The organism is Bradyrhizobium acaciae, from assembly GCF_020889785.1.
Taxonomy (GTDB): Bacteria; Pseudomonadota; Alphaproteobacteria; order Rhizobiales; family Xanthobacteraceae; genus Bradyrhizobium; species Bradyrhizobium acaciae.
Genome location: NZ_JACMYK010000005.1, coordinates 55,686 through 71,900, shown reverse-complemented (window position 1 = coordinate 71,900; position 16,215 = coordinate 55,686). Strand labels below are relative to the sequence as shown.

The window sequence follows — 16,215 nt, the reverse complement described above, 5'->3', positions numbered from 1 at the left end:
ATACTTGGAACTCACACTGTTGATAATTAGCGCCAGGCTCGCGCAAAACGACATGCATCACCGAACAGCCCCATCCATGAGCGCGCGTTGACAAACGATTTCAAGGTCGCCTTCTCCTTCTCAACCTTGGGCGTACCATCGACCCGCACAAAGTTTTGCATTGCCTTAGAGATGAGCTGCGGATAGGTGAGAAAGAAGTTTTGTGAGTGAGTATGCATCAGCGGCGGCAAATCCTTGTACTTCTTGAGGTCCTTGATGACGAAGGACTCATCCAACATCCTCTTGTAGAGCGACAGATTTGTCGCTGTCATCGGCTCGCCGCGCGATTTCACCAGGCCGATAGCTTCAGCCGCTATGCGACCTGAGGTCATCGCGAGATTGGAGCCCTCGCGATGAACGGCATTGTTAAGTTGCGCCGCATCGCCAACGACCACCCAGCCTTCCCCGTAGAGCTGTGGGATCGATTTGTAGCCTCCTTCAGGGATGAGATGCGCCGAATATTCCTTGACTTCGGAACCTGCTAGCAGAGGCAACACAGAGGGATGCCTTTTGAATTGATCGAGCAAGCCGTAGGGCGTCTGGCCGGTGCGCTGGAAATCGGCGACAAGACAACCGATGCCCAGCGAAATACACTCTTTGTTGGCATAGATGAAACCCATTCCGGTCATACCGCGGGAAATGGTGCCCGCCGCCTCGATCACGACGCCTTCATCGCCCCTAAGATTGAAACGCGCTTCGATGGTCTCACGAGGCAAGAAGTGCATTTCCTTGACGGCGAGCGCAACATTATCGGGTGTCGGCCGCGCGCGCAGGCCCGCGCGCGTCCCAAGCAGACCATTGACCCCTTCAGCGAGCACGACGACATCGGCATGTATTTCGCCGTCGCGGCGATCCGTACGAACGCCGACAATCCTTTCCCGCTCGTCCCGTACGAGCTCCGTCACGGTCGTCTCGCAGAGCACGGTCGCGCCGGCTTCGCGCACCTTTGACGAGAACCATTTGTCAAACTGCGCGCGTATGATCGTGTAGCGATTCGGCCGCTCCTCGTTGAAGTCGTCCGAGCGGTAATGCATCCCGACATGCGAGCGGTCGTCCATCATCCAGAACCGTTGTTCAACCAGATGACGCTCGAGCGGCGCCTCTTCGCGAAACTCGGGGACTAGCTTTTCCATCATGTCCGCGTAGAGGATTGCGCCCTGCACATTTTTCGATCCAGGATATTCGCCGCGCTCGAGCTGCAGCACCTTCATGCCTTGCCTGGCCATGGACAGTGCCGCCGCGTTACCAGCCATACCGGCTCCTACCACGATGGCATCGAACCTCTCTTCAATCATCATCATCTCCTCTAGACCGCGATTCGGGCGCGCGAATTCGGCAAGAGCCGAGCGCGAAATGCCGCCGTCAGCGCCGGCAGCAATTGCATGGCATCACTGACGATCGCAACATGGGCGAAGTCGAAGATTGGAGCACATTTGTCAGTATTGATGGCGACGATCAGATCCGCTCCCTCGACACCCACCCGGTGCTGGATCGCGCCGGAAATACCGGCCGCAATATAGAGCTTTGGCCGGATCGTCTTGCCGGTCTGACCGATCTGCCGATCAGACGTAACCCATCCCTTCTGCACCAGAGGACGCGAGCAGCCATATTCAGCGCCAAGAAGAGTTGCAAGCTCGCGCACCAGCCGGAAGTTCTCAGGCGATCCCAGTCCCAAGCCACCCGCAACCACGACGTCGGCATAGGCCAGATTTGATGTCTCGGAATCACGATCTGGGAGAAACGACAGAACTTTCGTGACAATATCGTCTTCGACAAGGCCGAGCGGATGGACGATGATACGGGCAGCATCACGTTCGACGCGCTCAGGCATCGGCATGACCCGCGGCCGCACTGTTGCCATCTGCGGACGATAATTCAAGGTATAGATCGTGCAGAGCAACGAGCCTCCAAAGGTCGGACGCGTCGCCGCAAGAGAACCATCGGCGTCGACATCGAGCGCGGTGCAGTCGGCAGTGAGCCCCGTTGACAAAGTGGTCGCCACCGAACCCGCGAGATCGCGCCCCAGCGTGGTCGCGCCCAACAGCAGGATCTCGGGCTTGTAGGTATTGACGAGTTCGGTGAGCGCCTTGGTATAGGATTCATTGCGGTAATCCGCCAAAACGTTGTCGCTCACGAGATAGGTCAGATCGGCCCCATAGCAAAAGGATTCAAGTGCGGCGTTACGGGTGGACTGCCCTTCCGGGCCGACAACGACCGCGGCGAGATTCACCTTCAGCTTGTCGGCAAGCCTGCGCCCCGCTCCCATGAGCTCCCAGGAAACCGGATGCACCTGGCCGCGCTCCAGCTCGACGAAAACCCAGACATGCTTGTAGGCCTTAAAGTGCTCCGGCAGTTCCTTCTTGGCTGCTGCCCGGCCGGCCGCCGCAGGCACAGCTGTTTTGGTGACATTGCTCATGCTTTAAAGTCCCCTCAAGAATACGCGCGCCCGCGCCACAGCTTTGTATCTAGATTCAGTTGACTGAGGAACGGTTCTGATCAGCAAGTGGCCTGGCTGCTCGGCTGCCCGGCCCGCTCAGTGCAAACCGACCAGGCAGTAAACTCGTCATCGACGTAGACGCTCCGGGCGGGCCAGAGCCAGAGATGTCCTCGACGGTAGTGCCTCGCGCGCTCGGTTCGACAAGCGCCATTGTGCCGGCGACGCCGCTGCGGCATCTGTGCCCGGAAGAGTTGTTGCGTCCGCCTGCTCTGCAGTATCGGCGCCTCGCTTTCGGCCCAGCGCTCTGCACCGGCTGCGAGCACCAACGCGATCCGAGCAGCGCAGCTACCATCCACTGCGTGGCCAGCCTCCAGCCCCGGCACCTTGCATCGGCCGAGCTTGGCGCCCCCGCCGGACGCATGTTGCTATCCGCGTTGCGTCGAATGCTCCTTTGCGCGCATCCGCGGACCTGCTCGACGCTGACGACTATGTACATGCCCTCTCCAGCTGTTTCGCATCGGACGACTTAGCCATTGATCACCCTCTCACGGTCCGCGTTGGCTGCGTTCGCATCAAAGGCTATATCGAACGGACCTGGCGCGAGCGTGAGCCGCGAGATCATGCCGCATCGCTTGGTAGGCGGTAGAAGCAGCGTCATAGTCCTTCCTTTTTCATCTCGGACGGCCGCCATCTGTCAGCATCGATGACGGGATAGGCACGACAACAGCAAGTGTCGTACCACTTGCAAAAACCACTAAAAATCAGGCGGACGCAGTGATTTGACAGACACTTAAATGCTTGCTCAGGGCCTTGGACGAGACCGGTCCGGACATGGGTCGGGAATGCGACAGCGCCGCTCGGGTCATGCTGGCAGAGAGATGATCTGGATGAAGGAGCCTTCAGACAGCACGGCAATCGTTGGAGAACACCTCATTGCGGTGGAACGCGAGGTCACTTCAGTTCGCTCAATGGAACAAAGCCTGTCGGCTTGCCAGGGCCTGCAACGGCATCCTTCAAGACCTTGAATACGCGCTGATCAATCGGCGGCGATGCCACGAAATCAGCATAAGCCTGCTCCAGCATCGCTTTGCACCGAGCTCTGATTTCCGGCTCTGTGGCGCCAGAAAATTGCTCTTTGGCGAAATATTGTCCCATGCGCTTTAGGATGTGAAGGCGCGCGACATTTACAATCTTCGGATCATAATCGACGCCAAGCAGCGAAAAGAACTCCTCTGCCGACGAGGCGTTGCTAAGCCGGTTCAGGATAGGGGCTGCCGGGGATGAGTTGATCATCGAAAAGTCTCCTTTGGATCGGCTCTCGGGCGCCAAATAAGATACGCTTAGCCCCTGATGTTATTGCCGCGGTTCTACCTCGCACAGCGGGTGCGCATCGCCAATGCCCGCCCCTGGAACACCGACGCGCTCAACTTCGCTATCCAGATCTGCAGGTCGGGCGGCGACGTCAGCCCGGATGACGAAGGGGCATGAACGGCCAAACCGCAATCGGTGCTGATGCTCGTCCGACCGGTGGTCGGGCCGGACGGCAGCCTCAAGACAAGACGTCGCTTGGCAGTCCGCAGACGGCTCGCTTCTGGATTGCAGATCACAGCACGTATGCTGGAATAGCCCGCAACAACTGGAGCGCAGATTTGCGACCGGCGAGCTGGCACGCGGAAGTGAGGCATTTTCGCGCCAATCAGTGGCATCGGATAACCTCCTTGCGACACACCTGGTCTCTCGAACAGTCGGCGCGAACGATGCTAAGCACGGCTCTTCACCCGGTTTGGATGGCTTGGCATCCGCACACGTCGCGCCAGATCGCCGCCACCGTTTGGCGCTCGACCGGCAGCTTGTGATCGATCGCATGCTTGCGAACTTGCGACAGGATCTGTCTTGCTTGATCGGCGCTGGCGGCAAGCTTGAGTTCATCGAGCAACGCCGTAATCGCCGCAAGTCCGGAATGCTTGCCGATCACAAAGCGGTTGCGGCGGCCAAGCAAAGCCGGATCAAGCGACTGATAGGTACGCTGATCCTTCAAAAGGCCATCGACATGAATACCGGATTCGTGCGTAAATACGTGCTCTCCAACGATGGCCTTATTCAGAGGAATGGCACGCGCGGCCGCGGCTGCCACCAGTGCGGCAACGTTCTCGAGCTCTGGAAGTATGATGCCGGTCTCGCGCCCGTAGAGCTGCTTGAGTGCGACCGCGACTTCCTCAAGCGGCGCATTTCCGGCCCGCTCGCCTAGCCCGATGACGGTCACCGAAGCGTGGCTCGCGCCAGCTTTGATGGCGGAGAGTGTATTGGCGGTTGCGAGTCCGAGATCGTCGTGGCCGTGAAATTCGAGTTCCAAATCTGTGGTCACACGCAGTTTCCTGACCAGCGCGTAGGTTGCGTCGGGATCGAGCACACCGAGCGTATCTGCAATACGAAAGCGACGCGCGCCCGCGGCTTTTGCGACTGCAATCAGCCGGATCAGAAACTCGACGTTGGCGCGCGAAGCGTCCTCGCCGCCAACAGAAACCTGAAGCCCCTTCCGACGAGCATAGCCGACCAATCGCCCCACCCGTTCCAGCGCCAGGCCGCTATGACCGCCAAGCTTGGCCGCGATCTGTACATCGGAAGTCGGGATCGACATGTTGATCATGGACACCTGGGATTCAATCGCCGCGTCGACGTCCGCTTCCCTCATCCGGCACCAGCCTATCGTAGTCAGCGGAAGATCTGCTTCGACAATGGCGCGAATTGCTGTGATTTCCTCACTGCCCATCGCGGGCGTTCCCGCCTCGATCTCCGTGACCCCGGCCCGCGCAAGCGCCTGCGCGATCGACAGCTTTTCCTTTGTGGTGAACGCAACACCGGGCGCCTGCTCCCCGTCCCTTAGAGTCGTATCGTTAAGCACGGTCGGCTTTGCGCGTTCTTGATCGGACCATGAGGGTTCGTTGGTAGAGGCGATCACGCAGGCTGGCTCCTCATCTTTTGACCACGTCTCCTTCAGCAACCCGCATGCCACTGCGCTATCCTCGGCAACCGATTGAAAATCTACGCTCCGTCCTTAACCTTCGTCCCCCATCGGATTATCGAAGGCGACGGGCTCATGAGATGGACACTTTGCTATTCCCAAGTCTCGTCCCAAGTCTCGCTCGAAAGCCAACGCGATTGCAGCGCGCCGAGATGTGGCGACTTGATCACGGAGCAATTCTAGCCGGCTGTCTTGGATCCATCGTCAGTTGCTGGCATCGATACGGCGTTTGGCCGCACAACCAACCTGCCGGAGTTCGCCAAATCTGGGAGCGCTCTCGTGCCGCAACGTACGAGAACATTTGTGGCAAGTCAGATGGGCCAGTCAGCGGCGACCTCCTGGCGGGCCGCCAGCAGCAGAAGGTCGCGCCGGCGCTCCGCCATCCGGCTCTCACCGCTTTCTTCGCCGAAACACAGGTTGAAGTCGTTACATTGCGTGCACACTGGTGTTGTACACATCGCGAGGCCTTCATCCTCGCAAAGCATACGATAGAAGAAACGCTTCCAACGCATATTGTTGACATTGCGCGCGGCGAGCGGCGCGTAATGACGGCTGAGCAACCGAGAGAGCTCGCCACGATTGCGCAATCCGAGATCTTCCCATAGATGGTCTGGTTCGATCGCTCGTCGTGCGACCATGGCAGCGAGCCAGCGGCCGAGATTTCCTTCCGTCGAGCGGTGCTTTAGCAGAAGATCGCGCACCATTGCGATTTCTTCGTTCTCGTCACATTTGTACCTCAGGAGCTCATCGGGGAGTCCGATCTCAAGTGAGGAAAAGTGCTGCGCGAGCAAAGCCGCGAGTTCATCGCCCGATAAGCCAGCCTTCTCCGGAAGAGCGCCACCATCCATCGTGGCAGCTGCCAGAATAGATGCCAAAGCGTGGCGGTCAAAATGACTGTCACTGGCAATGTCGGCATCCGCAGGAGGTACGCCGGTGAGGAGGCGGTAGACTACAATTCCGTTGCGACTGCTCGCATCAGGCTCACGAGCAACCATAAACGGAAGGAGGTGTACTTCGGACATGATCTTATGGGTCTCTATAGCGGCCAGGTTTACCCCGGCGCATCCTGGTCCGGCCGGCGGCGCTGATCAGAATGCCGGCCTCCCCGGATGGGGGGTGGGGGAGGCCGGCATCCGTCGCAGGCCTTGACAAGGCCGCGACTCACGACCCTTACGAGGCCGCGAGTTCGGCAGCAGTTTTGCCGATGATCGTTTCGTCGACCGGCTTCATAATGCCATGCTCCATGAGCATGTCCTCGAGCTCGTCCATGGAGATCGGAGTCGGAATGATGCCCTTGCCGCCATTGTTGTGAACCTTGGTAGCGAGATTGCGATAGTGATCGGCCTGTTTCGAATCCGGCGCATACTCAAGCACTGTCATGCGGCGGAGTTCGGCATGCTGCACCACATTGTCGCGCGGCACGAAGTAGATCAGCTGAGTGCCTAGCTTCTTGGCCAGCGCCTCCGCCAGTTCCAGCTCCTTGTCCGTCTGCCGTTCATTGCAGACCAGGCCACCCAGCCGCACACCGCCCGAGTTGGCGTATTTCAAGATACCCTTGGAAATGTTGTTGGCGGCATACATGGCCATCATTTCACCGGACATCACGATGTAGATCTCCTGCGCCTTGTTTTCACGGATTGGCATCGCAAAGCCACCGCAAACGACGTCACCGAGCACGTCATAGGATACGTAGTCAATGTTCTCGTAGGCTCCGTTCTCCTCGAGGAAGTTGATTGAAGTAATGACGCCACGACCGGCGCAGCCGACGCCCGGCTCAGGACCACCGGACTCCACGCAGCGGATATCTTTGTAGCCGACCTTCATCACGTCCTCTAGTTCAAGATCCTCCACGCTGCCGGCGCTCGCCGCCAGGCTCAGAATCGTGTCCTGCGCCTTGGCGTGCAGGATCAAGCGAGTTGAGTCCGCTTTAGGATCGCACCCGACAATCAGGATTTTCTGACCCATCTCGGCCAGCGCCGCCAACGTGTTCTGGGAAGTGGTCGACTTGCCGATGCCACCTTTGCCGTAGAACGCGATTTGCCTTAGTGAAGACATGTTGCTCTCCATCAACCGATTTGCCAAACGTTGCGCGCTTCTGATGCGCGAGTTTGTCTCTCTCTCAGAAACGGGGCACACGGGTTCAAGGGAAGGAGCACATCGCTCGTCTTACGCGTCGGCGTGCACTCAGCCCTCACTCAGTGTTGCTGCCCGATATTAGCAACCGCCGTGCCAACGTTCATAAGCGCTCCCCAAGTCTTTGATTACATTTGAAAAGCCAGGTGCCGTGAGTGCGCCCTAGCTGTTTAGGAACCTATCGGTCAGCGCGGCTGTCAGAAAACGAACAAGAGCGGCAACCGCCGGCGCGAGAAGCCCGTTTGCATGGGCTATCCAATTCTTCAGCCATGGAATGGGACTTCGAATGGGACTTGGAATGGAACTTGCTGTTCCTCTCGTGAACCGGCTCTCTGGGACTTGAGCAGTGCGACAATGTCGGTTGCGCTCCAGACTAACTGGACAGCGGATATCAGCAGCGCTCAGACAACCGACATTGAAGATGATCGGTAAGACCATCGAATGGGCGTAGAACGTAGCAGCCACATGGCAATCGTTCAGTTCGGCCTTCCGACATAGGTGTGACATGGCGACAGTCATCTTTTTTCAAAAGCCCGGCTGCGCGACCAATGCGCGCCAGATTCAAGCGCTCAACGCTGCCGGTCACAACATTATAGCCAAAGATATTTTGACGGAGCCGTGGACTTCGGAAGAATTGCGCCGCTTCTTCGGCAATGCGCCGGTTGTTTCCTGGTTCAACCAAGCCGCTTCCCGTATCAAATCAGGCGAAGTCAATCCCAACATGACCGACGCCCCACGCGCACTAGCGTTGATGTTAGGTGATCCGCTCCTGATACGCAGACCTCTGATTGACGTCGACGGATCACGATGCGCTGGATTCGATCATGAGCTCGTGCTGACGCTGCTTGACCGCAAGACCCCAGTTGATCTCGAGGGATGTGCGCATGACGCAAACGAGACACGCTGCCCGCAATTGTGAGGCTGGGACAGAATGCTTTGATGTGACGCACCATGCGAAGAACCACATTTCCTGCTTCCGGCTTGCTTCGCGGTCGCCGATTTGGCCCTCGCTGAGAAGGCCGGCATGGTTGCTCCGTACACGGATCTACCCATATTGCGCCTTGGGTGTGCGTCCCCCAATGCGAGAGGTCGCTGCATCGCCACCTTGATCGTGGATGGCCCAGCGGGACTGGATTGGATCGGGGACTCAAGCCAACAAACAATTTGCTGAAGAGACTGAACCTCAGCACAGGCTATGAATCCAACAAGCGATCAGAGCAAAGACAACGACGCTTCGATGGCCGTGCCTCTTATGCAACTCAGCCGTATAATTGCGGCGAGCCACTCACCTTTTTGATCCGCATCAAATCATCCGCCGCTCGTCCCGTGTGACAGAGTTCTCGCGCGCCTTATCGCGCAACTGTTGGAATGGAGAATTCGATGAGAAAGAAAGCAATCCTGACGACGACCTCGCTGCTCACGCTCGCGATCTCGTTGGCCAGCATCTCGGCACAGGCTGCGGATCTCGGTCCGGCGCCGGTTTACTACAAGGCGCCTCCGATCGAACCGTTCAATCCATGGATGATCCGCCTGCGGGTGCTCGGCGTTCTGCCGGATACCTCAGGCAGTTCAGTCCACGTCGGCGGGGTGCCCTCGCTGTCTTCTCCCAACTCCGGGCTGTCGATCAGCGATCAAGCCATACCGGAGCTCGACATCACTTATTTCTTCACAAAGAACATCGCGGCCGAACTCATTCTCGGCGTGACCCGCCATCAGATCGGCGGCACTGGCCCGCTTAATGGACTCGATATCGGCAAAGCCTGGCTATTGCCGCCGACGCTGACCCTGCAATATCACTTTACTGATTTCGGCCCACTTAAGCCTTATATCGGCGCAGGCATCAACTACACCGCATTCTTCAATCAGTCGGCGGCCAATACGTCGTTTGCCGGCCTTACCGTGACCGATCTGCGCATCAACAACCGGTTCGGCGCGGCAGTCCAATTCGGCTTCGATTACATGCTTGACCGTCATTGGGGCCTCAACTTCGACGTGAAGAAGCTGTGGTTGCGACCGGATTATTCTGCGACCGTAAACAATGCGATTCCCGTCTCCGGGCGCGCCAATATCGACCCGTGGCTCATCAGCGGCGGCATCGCTTACAAGTTCTGACGTCAGAACAGGGTCCAGAGAAGAAGACCAGGTTGATCAATGCGGACGCGGCGAGCCGTCGAGCGCGTCCTTCAGCCGCACCGCAGTGCGTCCGCGAGCGAGATGGCGTGTCAAAGACGCGTCGTCTCGCGAAGAAGTGAGCGCCATCCGCACCTTGGCTTGCCCCGTGTCGCGTACAGATTGATCCGACAGCTATCAAAGAAACACGTTCTTGCTTTGTCAGGCGTTGCGACTGCGCCAGTTGCCGATCGGGTCCGAAAATACAAGGCGGTGCGTTGCGCCGGGACAATGACCATCGACAAGGGAGTTGACGCTCAAGGTTCAGGGCCCGGGCACGAGCAGCGCTCTAATCTGGGCCCCATCTCACCGAACGTCTCAAAGAGCGCCTTAACGATAAGCTCCATGACGTGCTGTTCGCACGCCCCTGACGCCTGAAGGCCGCCCGGTCATCTTGAGCAGACCGACGTGCCGAGGGGACAGCTCATCGACGGAGAAGCTGTCCATGCTCGATTGCCCGGCCAAGCGGCGCGAAGCAAGGCGTTTAGCCGCGCTTTAGCACCATTACGAGGCGGTCGACACGTTTGCCCTGCTTGAGATGGAATTCCAGGATTTCGTCAACGTCCTCCGGCGTAGTCGCGCGGTACCAGATTCCGTCAGGATATACGACCATCAAGGGACCGGAGTTACAATAGCCGAGGCAGCCAGCCATCGTGAAACCGATATCGTTAAGGCCTTGCGCTTCGATCGCCTTGCCCATTCGATCCCACAGTGCTTGCGCGCCAGAGGCGCCGCAACTGCCGTGCGGATGGGTAGGTGGACGCTGCGTGTTGCAGGCAAAGACATGATGCCTATAAATTTGGGGGAGCTCGAATTCGGTTTCTGAATCCATGTGATTATCCTGTGATCAGTGCGAGTGATCCGAAAGAGACATGGCCCCGGGCTCGCATCGCTCTCATAGTGTCTCTTGCTGTTGAACGCCGCATCGATTGATTGATTTTACTGATTTCGACGCGCGCCCGGGAACGCAGGCGAAATGAGCTAACGCGACACTAATTTTAATTGCTGACGATCAGCGACGGATGACGACTCATGTCCGGCACAACCTTCCTGATTCGCTTCAACATCTTCTCCTATCATCGCAATCTCTTCGCTCCTTCATTGCTCGATCGACCGGTTGCTCCAAAGCAAGTTCCACACCAGATGACAATCCCCGCGTTTTTACGACTTTCTCTTCTTCTTCCAAGCGCTCCCCATCGTTGATGCTGGAGTTCCGACAATGTCGTTTCTCTTCTGTTTTGGACAGAACAATCGTTAGCTTCGCGTTTGACGCTCTCCAATCTTCCTCAGCCGTTCGCACGCAGATAAGCCGCAGTTGCGATCGCTCTGTTCCGGCTGTTTCATGATCATGTCGTAACAAGCTTCGACAGCCCTATGCCGCTTTTCCAGCGGTGGGCGATCGGCTCGTGAAATCCAACGCCCTGCTCAGCCTTGGCGTGATCGGCTAGCCGCATCATCGGCGCGAGCCACCGTATCCGTTCGCCCAACACTGCATGATGCGCTCCAGCGTTGCCGAGCTACTGTTTACCTCAACAAGACAGCGCCTGTCGCAAAAGACCAGTCAGGAGTGATTGCCGACCTGCGTTCAAGGCTATTGTTTAGCCTTGCATGGACTTGATCGGCCGCGGCAACACAGCGGTCCCGGGTCGCGCCCACGGCCGTGCACGATACCGTCAAGGCGCACTTGCCGCCTTAATGTCGAATAGCGAACACGTGTTGATTCATACATGGGTCCGTAAACCGGCGGCGCTTGCTGAGGAGCCGAGCACTATACGTTGAGAGGTCGCATTGAGGCGTTTGGCATCGCACTTGCGGCCAGGCAATAAGCCAGCCGTAGCGGACGGTCAAAAGCTTCTGACACAGGATCGTCATTGTTCCTCCCAAACGATCCTGTCAGTCTGGGTCTCCCCATTCTCGCAGCCCAGACGGTGTCCTCGGCGGACTTCCAGCCGCCGAGGACATTTTCTTGAACATATTCTATCGGCCGGCAGCAAAAACCGTGTCCCGCCTGCCAGGGCCATTTGGCGAGTTGACGTAAGAGCAGCTTTTGTTGTTGCGGCGGAGCTCGCCGGGCGTCTGGCAGCAATGCGCTGGATTGCCGTATGCTCTGACAAGCTAAGATAGCGTAATACCCATCTGCACCAGCGCTCAGGAGCGACGATTTTGTTCTCTGATAGAATCCCTCAGACAACTTGAACGACAGCCAAATGATCCGCCGCTAATCGGGATGGATCGTGATGTCCATTGTTTCCTCGCTGTCCTCGAAGCACTCGGAAACCCGATCCTGCTCCAGCAGCTTGGCGCCGCACAGGCAAACGTCACCTTCGATCACGGCGAGCGCTACCGGCTCAAGCGCTTGTCCATTGCAAGGACCATCGATGCACACTCCGGTCTCGATCTCGAACCTTGCACCGTGCCGGCCGCATCTAAGAAAGGAGCGGTCTGCCGAGAAAAACTCGCCGGAGCCGATGTTGAGCCAGACGCCGTCATGCGGACAACGGTTGACATAGCCAAAATAGTCGTTGCCGAAGGTACGCACCACAATAATGGAAAACAGCCGGCTCTCGCCGCTGTCATCGATACGCGACAGGCTAAAGCCCCTGGCGCCACTCCGCTCGATGGCATCGGCCGGACAGACGGCAAAAACCTCAATCTGATCGCGCGTTGGGTTCCCGATCATCGCTTGGTCATCCCGGCCTCGCGGTCTCCTGCTTGAAGGCTTCGATCGTAGTGCGGCTCAGTCGGAAAATGCCACGGCCACGAGCGAGCGGGCGATATGCCGAGCTAGCGCGGGCATTGAGGACTTCAAACCATTGGTTCGGCGTGAGCTTTGCCGAGCGCTCGCTGATCTGGACCACTCTTCCGTTCGGAGCGAAGCGGACGTGAATGATGACTTCTTGTACGTTCATAGTAATCTCTGTTTGACTAACTCGAGACAGCCCAGCCGAAACCGAGGATGGCGTGCTCAGATTCGCGCATCTTGGCGCGTAGGCCTTAAGCCACGGCGTGGGCACGGCACTTTGCGACGATCGAGCAGGTTTTCTGCGAGCGCGAGGCTGGAACATTTCTCCCACAGCATCCCGAACAGTACAGGATACAGCGGCATGCGGCGTGCTCCGCATTTACGCGGATCGCGATCTGCCCGCGGAGCATCGCATGACATGCGCTCGGTTGATTTCTCATCTCGCGCCCGCCCAAAGCTCCGATTGCGCTCAATCAGTCCTCCTCCTTTCATGTGGTGCATAACGATCATCTCAGTAGATCGCCGCACCTGCGCCCACGTTGATCGAGGCATCTTTCATGGTCTCCACATAAACGCGATCTGCTTGTTCGCGAGATGGGTGTGAAACGGCAGCGCTAAAGCGCGATCGGCGACCTTTTCCGTAACCGCGAAATCGCCACGGCGACAACCGAGGTCATAATAGTGGCGTTGCAAATGCAACGGTTGGCTGTAAGCAGCGGATTGAACCTTGGCGGCGCGCAGATCATCGATAATGGCGTCCCGACCGGATCGCGGGAAGCGTGTCCCTAATTGAACGAGATAAAGCATCCAGTTCACATCCGTCACATCGGGACCGACATAAGGCGGCTTGATGCCCTCAAATGACTGGACATGTGCGTTATAGAGCTGCTCGATGAGCCGACGCCGCTCCAAGATTTCATCGAGACGCTTCAGCTGCGCAAGCCCCAAGGCAGCCGTGAGATCGCTCATGCCAGCCTGGTAAGGTGCTGTGCTCGTGACGACAACTGAGAATCGCTCGTCCAGGCGGTGGGCGCGATGGCGGCGCAACCGAACCGCAATATCGATGTCATCCGTCACCACCATTGCGCCTTCACCGCAGCTTAGGGCTACCGGCTGGGCAAAGTCGAACACGGCCAGGTCGCCAAATCGGCCGACGAGCTCCCCCTTGTAGCTCGACCCGATCGCCTCGGTAGAGTCCTCCAAGAGCAGCAGCCGGTGGCGCTGTGCGACCGTCCGCAGTTCTACCCATGGCGCAGGATGACCGTTCGGATTGGCCGGGACAGTCGCCCGCGCGCTGGCCGTAATGCTCTCCTCGACCTTCGCGGGAACCAATGTTCCCGCCCAATAGTCGACGTCGGCAAATACCACCCGTGCGCCTGCAAGACTGATGGCATGCGCTGTTTCGCGAAAGGCGTAAGGCGATGACCTCGTGCCCTGCTCCGATCCCGAGCGCCTTCAGTGCAAGCAGGAGCCCAATGGTACCACTCGAAACCGCAACGGCATGTTTGCGGCCCAGATAAGCCGCGAAACCCTGCTCGAACGCCTCAGTGATCCGTCCACTGGAGATCTGCGACGAACACAGCAGGGTTTCCACTGCAGAGAGCTCAGCGACGGTAATATCCGGGTCCGACAGTGGGATGAAGGATACATTATTCTCCAGATTGTGCGCGCCATCGCACGGATGCCCTGCGAGCTCAGTGCCGCTCACTGCGCAGCGTCTCTTTTGGCCAATATGATGCCGGTCGCCCGCGCCGGATCGGCCGTAAGCTGCACGCAGTGATCCGATCCATCGATCAGATGGAGATCGAAACGCACAAACTGCCGGAATGGCTGATCCGTCATATCCGACGCATCGCAGCGCACACAAGCAAGCTGCGGAAACCGGCGCCGCAGCTCGACAAACGGCTCCTCCTCGGCCCTGTCGGCCGCAAGCAGCTGCTCGATTTCAATCAATTCCTGCGTAGTGAGCGTCATCGTGGCTCCTCTGAGACCCCTCAAAAGCCGCCCCTCATTGCCAGAACAAATGCTCCGGATCCGCGTTCAATTCGCCGATCGCTGAAGTCAGGCGGTGATATAGACTGTAAAATTCCCAGATTCCTTGGGCATGGTTCTTGCAAAACACCTTCCAGATTCCGCTCACGCCATCATAAAGAATCAGCGCGACGTCGATTAGAGCGCCGTCCTTGTCAATATTGCGCGAGCAACAGGGGCTCTCGACGAGGTAGCCGCCCTTCACCGGCGTCACCTTCGGCGAGACGTAGAGATAGCGCGTGCGGGAGCTCAAGCTGCGCTCGATCCGCTTGCGATCAAGCTCGTTGGGGTGCGCCACCAGCCCGGTCTTGACCTTCCTCATCAGCCCGGCATTCATCGCAAAAGCCTCCCTTCAAAAACTGTGATTTCTTCTTCAAGACAGCCGATGAGCAGCCGTTCTCCAAAATCGACAGTATAGATCGGCACGTTCGCCTCGGTATGGATGGCAACCTTGATGATCTCTCCAGCCACTCCGGCGCCGAGCAAGACGCCGTCAGGCTTCGCATTGGGAAAAGAGCCGTCGTTGATGATATCGACTGCGGTCTTAACCCGCTGGCCTCGCCGATATTTTGGAAAGCCGGGTTCACTCATGACACGGCCTCTTGCGGCAATGGCAGATCATCGATCTCCCCGCTGCCATCCACTGGCTCGAGTTCCTTGCGCTTCATGCCAACGCGGTAGCCACTTTCCAGAAATTCGACACCGTAGATGTAAAACTGCTGCAGGAACGTGCCGATCGAGATGACGTAACCGATCTCACCCTTCTTGACCAAGATGTCGCCAATCTCCTTGCCACGAAAGGTGCCATCATTCCGGATGGTGCGATTAGCTCGTACCTTTTGGCTAAAGCTGAAGACAGGCGGCTCGTCGAGCTCGACGACGTCGCTGTCGCGAACAATACCGCTCATGTAGCGCTCCTCATGCATCGCTCGCTGGCAGACATGCCGGGGGTGCCGCCCAGCCCGACCAGGAGACATCCTTCACGATTGTGCTCATCCCTCGCCGCACTCAGCCAATTCGTCCACCGCAATGCGGCTCGCCAGTTCGTGTCGACGTGCTGACCAGGATGTCGCTGTAGGGCAGTTCGTGCCCCGAGTGACGGCCGTTCTGCGATATCCAACCGCGCTCTAGCGTATCTGCCCGTAGCTACGCCAAGTAGCCCAGCAACGGCAGCGCGACGCGGCACGATGTGGCGGAACTGGACGTCCTTGGCGCAGACCGATTGATTGCGGAGCTGCGCGGCGAAGTGGCGCACGAGAGCGTCGCCAGCATTTTGTCGGTCAGCATCGGCATCATTTCCCGGTATGAAACGATCTTCCGGATTGGACGACGAGGCTTCTATAGCCGTCAAGCACCGATAATAAGACAACGGCATTAGCCTGCGTGGACACGATCGCTCGGACCTCGACGTCTGCGCGCCAAGCGCCGCCGTTGCTGAGCGCGGGATTCTGCCGGGAGAACTGCTGGAGACGTTGCCGGCACGATCATTTGCGCAAATAGCCGAACGCCGGCAGTCGCAGCCCTTCTTCCGCGACGGACGAGCGCTGGCACCGTAATTGGAGTGATGCTCCGGGGCGGCGTTGCCAATGTGGTCGATCATCGGATTGGCTGCTCCGCTCAAGGACGTCCGCGAACGATTCG

The 16,215-nt window shown here is 58.2% G+C and carries 16 protein-coding genes and 1 pseudogene; 3 read left to right on the top strand and 14 right to left on the bottom strand.

What is annotated here, in order from left to right; all coding sequences use genetic code 11:
* Positions 1-26: 26 nt before the first annotated feature.
* The 3 genes from H8A92_RS04170 to nifW form a co-directional block, all read right to left on the bottom strand.
* Positions 27-1,334: an FAD-dependent oxidoreductase gene (locus tag H8A92_RS04170; RefSeq protein ID WP_229194591.1), complete on the bottom strand. Its 1,308-nt coding sequence runs from the start codon at positions 1,332-1,334 to the stop codon at positions 27-29.
* Between the two features lie 11 nt (positions 1,335-1,345).
* On the bottom strand, positions 1,346-2,455 hold the full coding sequence (locus H8A92_RS04165; RefSeq protein WP_229194590.1) for an electron transfer flavoprotein subunit alpha/FixB family protein: 1,110 nt from the start codon (positions 2,453-2,455) through the stop codon (positions 1,346-1,348).
* A gap of 972 nt (positions 2,456-3,427) precedes the next feature.
* The gene (gene nifW, locus H8A92_RS04160; RefSeq protein WP_229194589.1) at positions 3,428-3,769 is read right to left on the bottom strand and encodes a nitrogenase stabilizing/protective protein NifW; all 342 of its coding nucleotides are present in this window, start codon (positions 3,767-3,769) and stop codon (positions 3,428-3,430) included.
* A 57-nt stretch (positions 3,770-3,826) separates the two neighbouring features.
* On the opposite strand from nifW, the gene H8A92_RS04155 reads away from it, so the two are divergent.
* On the top strand, positions 3,827-3,964 hold the full coding sequence (locus H8A92_RS04155; RefSeq protein ID WP_229194588.1) for a hypothetical protein: 138 nt from the start codon (positions 3,827-3,829) through the stop codon (positions 3,962-3,964).
* 286 nt (positions 3,965-4,250) lie between these two features.
* Here the strand turns inward: H8A92_RS04155 and nifV are convergent, their stop codons facing one another.
* The 3 genes from nifV to nifH all read right to left on the bottom strand — a co-directional run bounded on the left by nifV (position 4,251) and on the right by nifH (position 7,553).
* Complete coding sequence (gene nifV / locus H8A92_RS04150; RefSeq protein WP_420831290.1) at positions 4,251-5,435, bottom strand: homocitrate synthase; 1,185 nt, start codon at positions 5,433-5,435, stop codon at positions 4,251-4,253.
* Between the two features lie 374 nt (positions 5,436-5,809).
* Entirely contained in the window at positions 5,810-6,520 is a 711-nt protein-coding gene (locus H8A92_RS04145; protein WP_229194587.1) for a nitrogen fixation protein NifQ, read from the bottom strand.
* Between the two features lie 148 nt (positions 6,521-6,668).
* Entirely contained in the window at positions 6,669-7,553 is an 885-nt protein-coding gene (nifH, locus tag H8A92_RS04140; RefSeq protein ID WP_229157553.1) for a nitrogenase iron protein, read from the bottom strand.
* A gap of 583 nt (positions 7,554-8,136) precedes the next feature.
* Here nifH and H8A92_RS04135 point away from each other — a divergent pair.
* Together H8A92_RS04135 and H8A92_RS04130 are read left to right on the top strand one after the other, a co-directional pair.
* Positions 8,137-8,550 (top strand): ArsC/Spx/MgsR family protein, encoded by a 414-nt coding sequence (locus H8A92_RS04135; protein ID WP_229194586.1) that lies wholly within the window; start codon positions 8,137-8,139, stop codon positions 8,548-8,550.
* A 461-nt stretch (positions 8,551-9,011) separates the two neighbouring features.
* Positions 9,012-9,743 carry an OmpW/AlkL family protein gene (locus tag H8A92_RS04130; RefSeq protein WP_229194585.1) on the top strand — a complete coding sequence of 244 codons (732 nt, stop codon included), beginning with the start codon at positions 9,012-9,014 and terminating at the stop codon, positions 9,741-9,743.
* Between the two features lie 541 nt (positions 9,744-10,284).
* On the opposite strand, the gene H8A92_RS04125 is transcribed toward H8A92_RS04130, so the two are convergent.
* The 8 genes and pseudogenes from H8A92_RS04125 to H8A92_RS04090 form a co-directional block, all read right to left on the bottom strand.
* Positions 10,285-10,632: a (2Fe-2S) ferredoxin domain-containing protein gene (locus tag H8A92_RS04125; RefSeq protein WP_229194584.1), complete on the bottom strand. Its 348-nt coding sequence runs from the start codon at positions 10,630-10,632 to the stop codon at positions 10,285-10,287.
* A 1,386-nt stretch (positions 10,633-12,018) separates the two neighbouring features.
* Positions 12,019-12,480 carry a Rieske (2Fe-2S) protein gene (locus H8A92_RS04120; protein ID WP_229194583.1) on the bottom strand — a complete coding sequence of 154 codons (462 nt, stop codon included), beginning with the start codon at positions 12,478-12,480 and terminating at the stop codon, positions 12,019-12,021.
* Positions 12,481-12,487: 7 nt separating this feature from the next.
* Entirely contained in the window at positions 12,488-12,709 is a 222-nt protein-coding gene (locus H8A92_RS04115) for a hypothetical protein (protein ID WP_229194582.1), read from the bottom strand.
* 345 nt (positions 12,710-13,054) lie between these two features.
* A pseudogene (locus H8A92_RS04110) lies at positions 13,055-14,203 on the bottom strand (DegT/DnrJ/EryC1/StrS family aminotransferase).
* 44 nt (positions 14,204-14,247) lie between these two features.
* On the bottom strand, positions 14,248-14,517 hold the full coding sequence (locus H8A92_RS04105) for a hypothetical protein (RefSeq protein ID WP_229194581.1): 270 nt from the start codon (positions 14,515-14,517) through the stop codon (positions 14,248-14,250).
* A 34-nt stretch (positions 14,518-14,551) separates the two neighbouring features.
* Positions 14,552-14,911 (bottom strand): DUF3024 domain-containing protein, encoded by a 360-nt coding sequence (locus H8A92_RS04100; protein WP_229194580.1) that lies wholly within the window; start codon positions 14,909-14,911, stop codon positions 14,552-14,554.
* Complete coding sequence (locus H8A92_RS04095; protein ID WP_229194579.1) at positions 14,908-15,165, bottom strand: nitrogen fixation protein NifZ; 258 nt, start codon at positions 15,163-15,165, stop codon at positions 14,908-14,910. The genes H8A92_RS04100 and H8A92_RS04095 overlap by 4 nt, the downstream gene beginning before the upstream one ends.
* On the bottom strand, positions 15,162-15,482 hold the full coding sequence (locus tag H8A92_RS04090; protein WP_229194578.1) for a nitrogen fixation protein NifZ: 321 nt from the start codon (positions 15,480-15,482) through the stop codon (positions 15,162-15,164). Before H8A92_RS04090 ends, H8A92_RS04095 begins: the two co-directional genes overlap by 4 nt.
* Between the last annotated feature and the right edge of the window lie 733 nt (positions 15,483-16,215).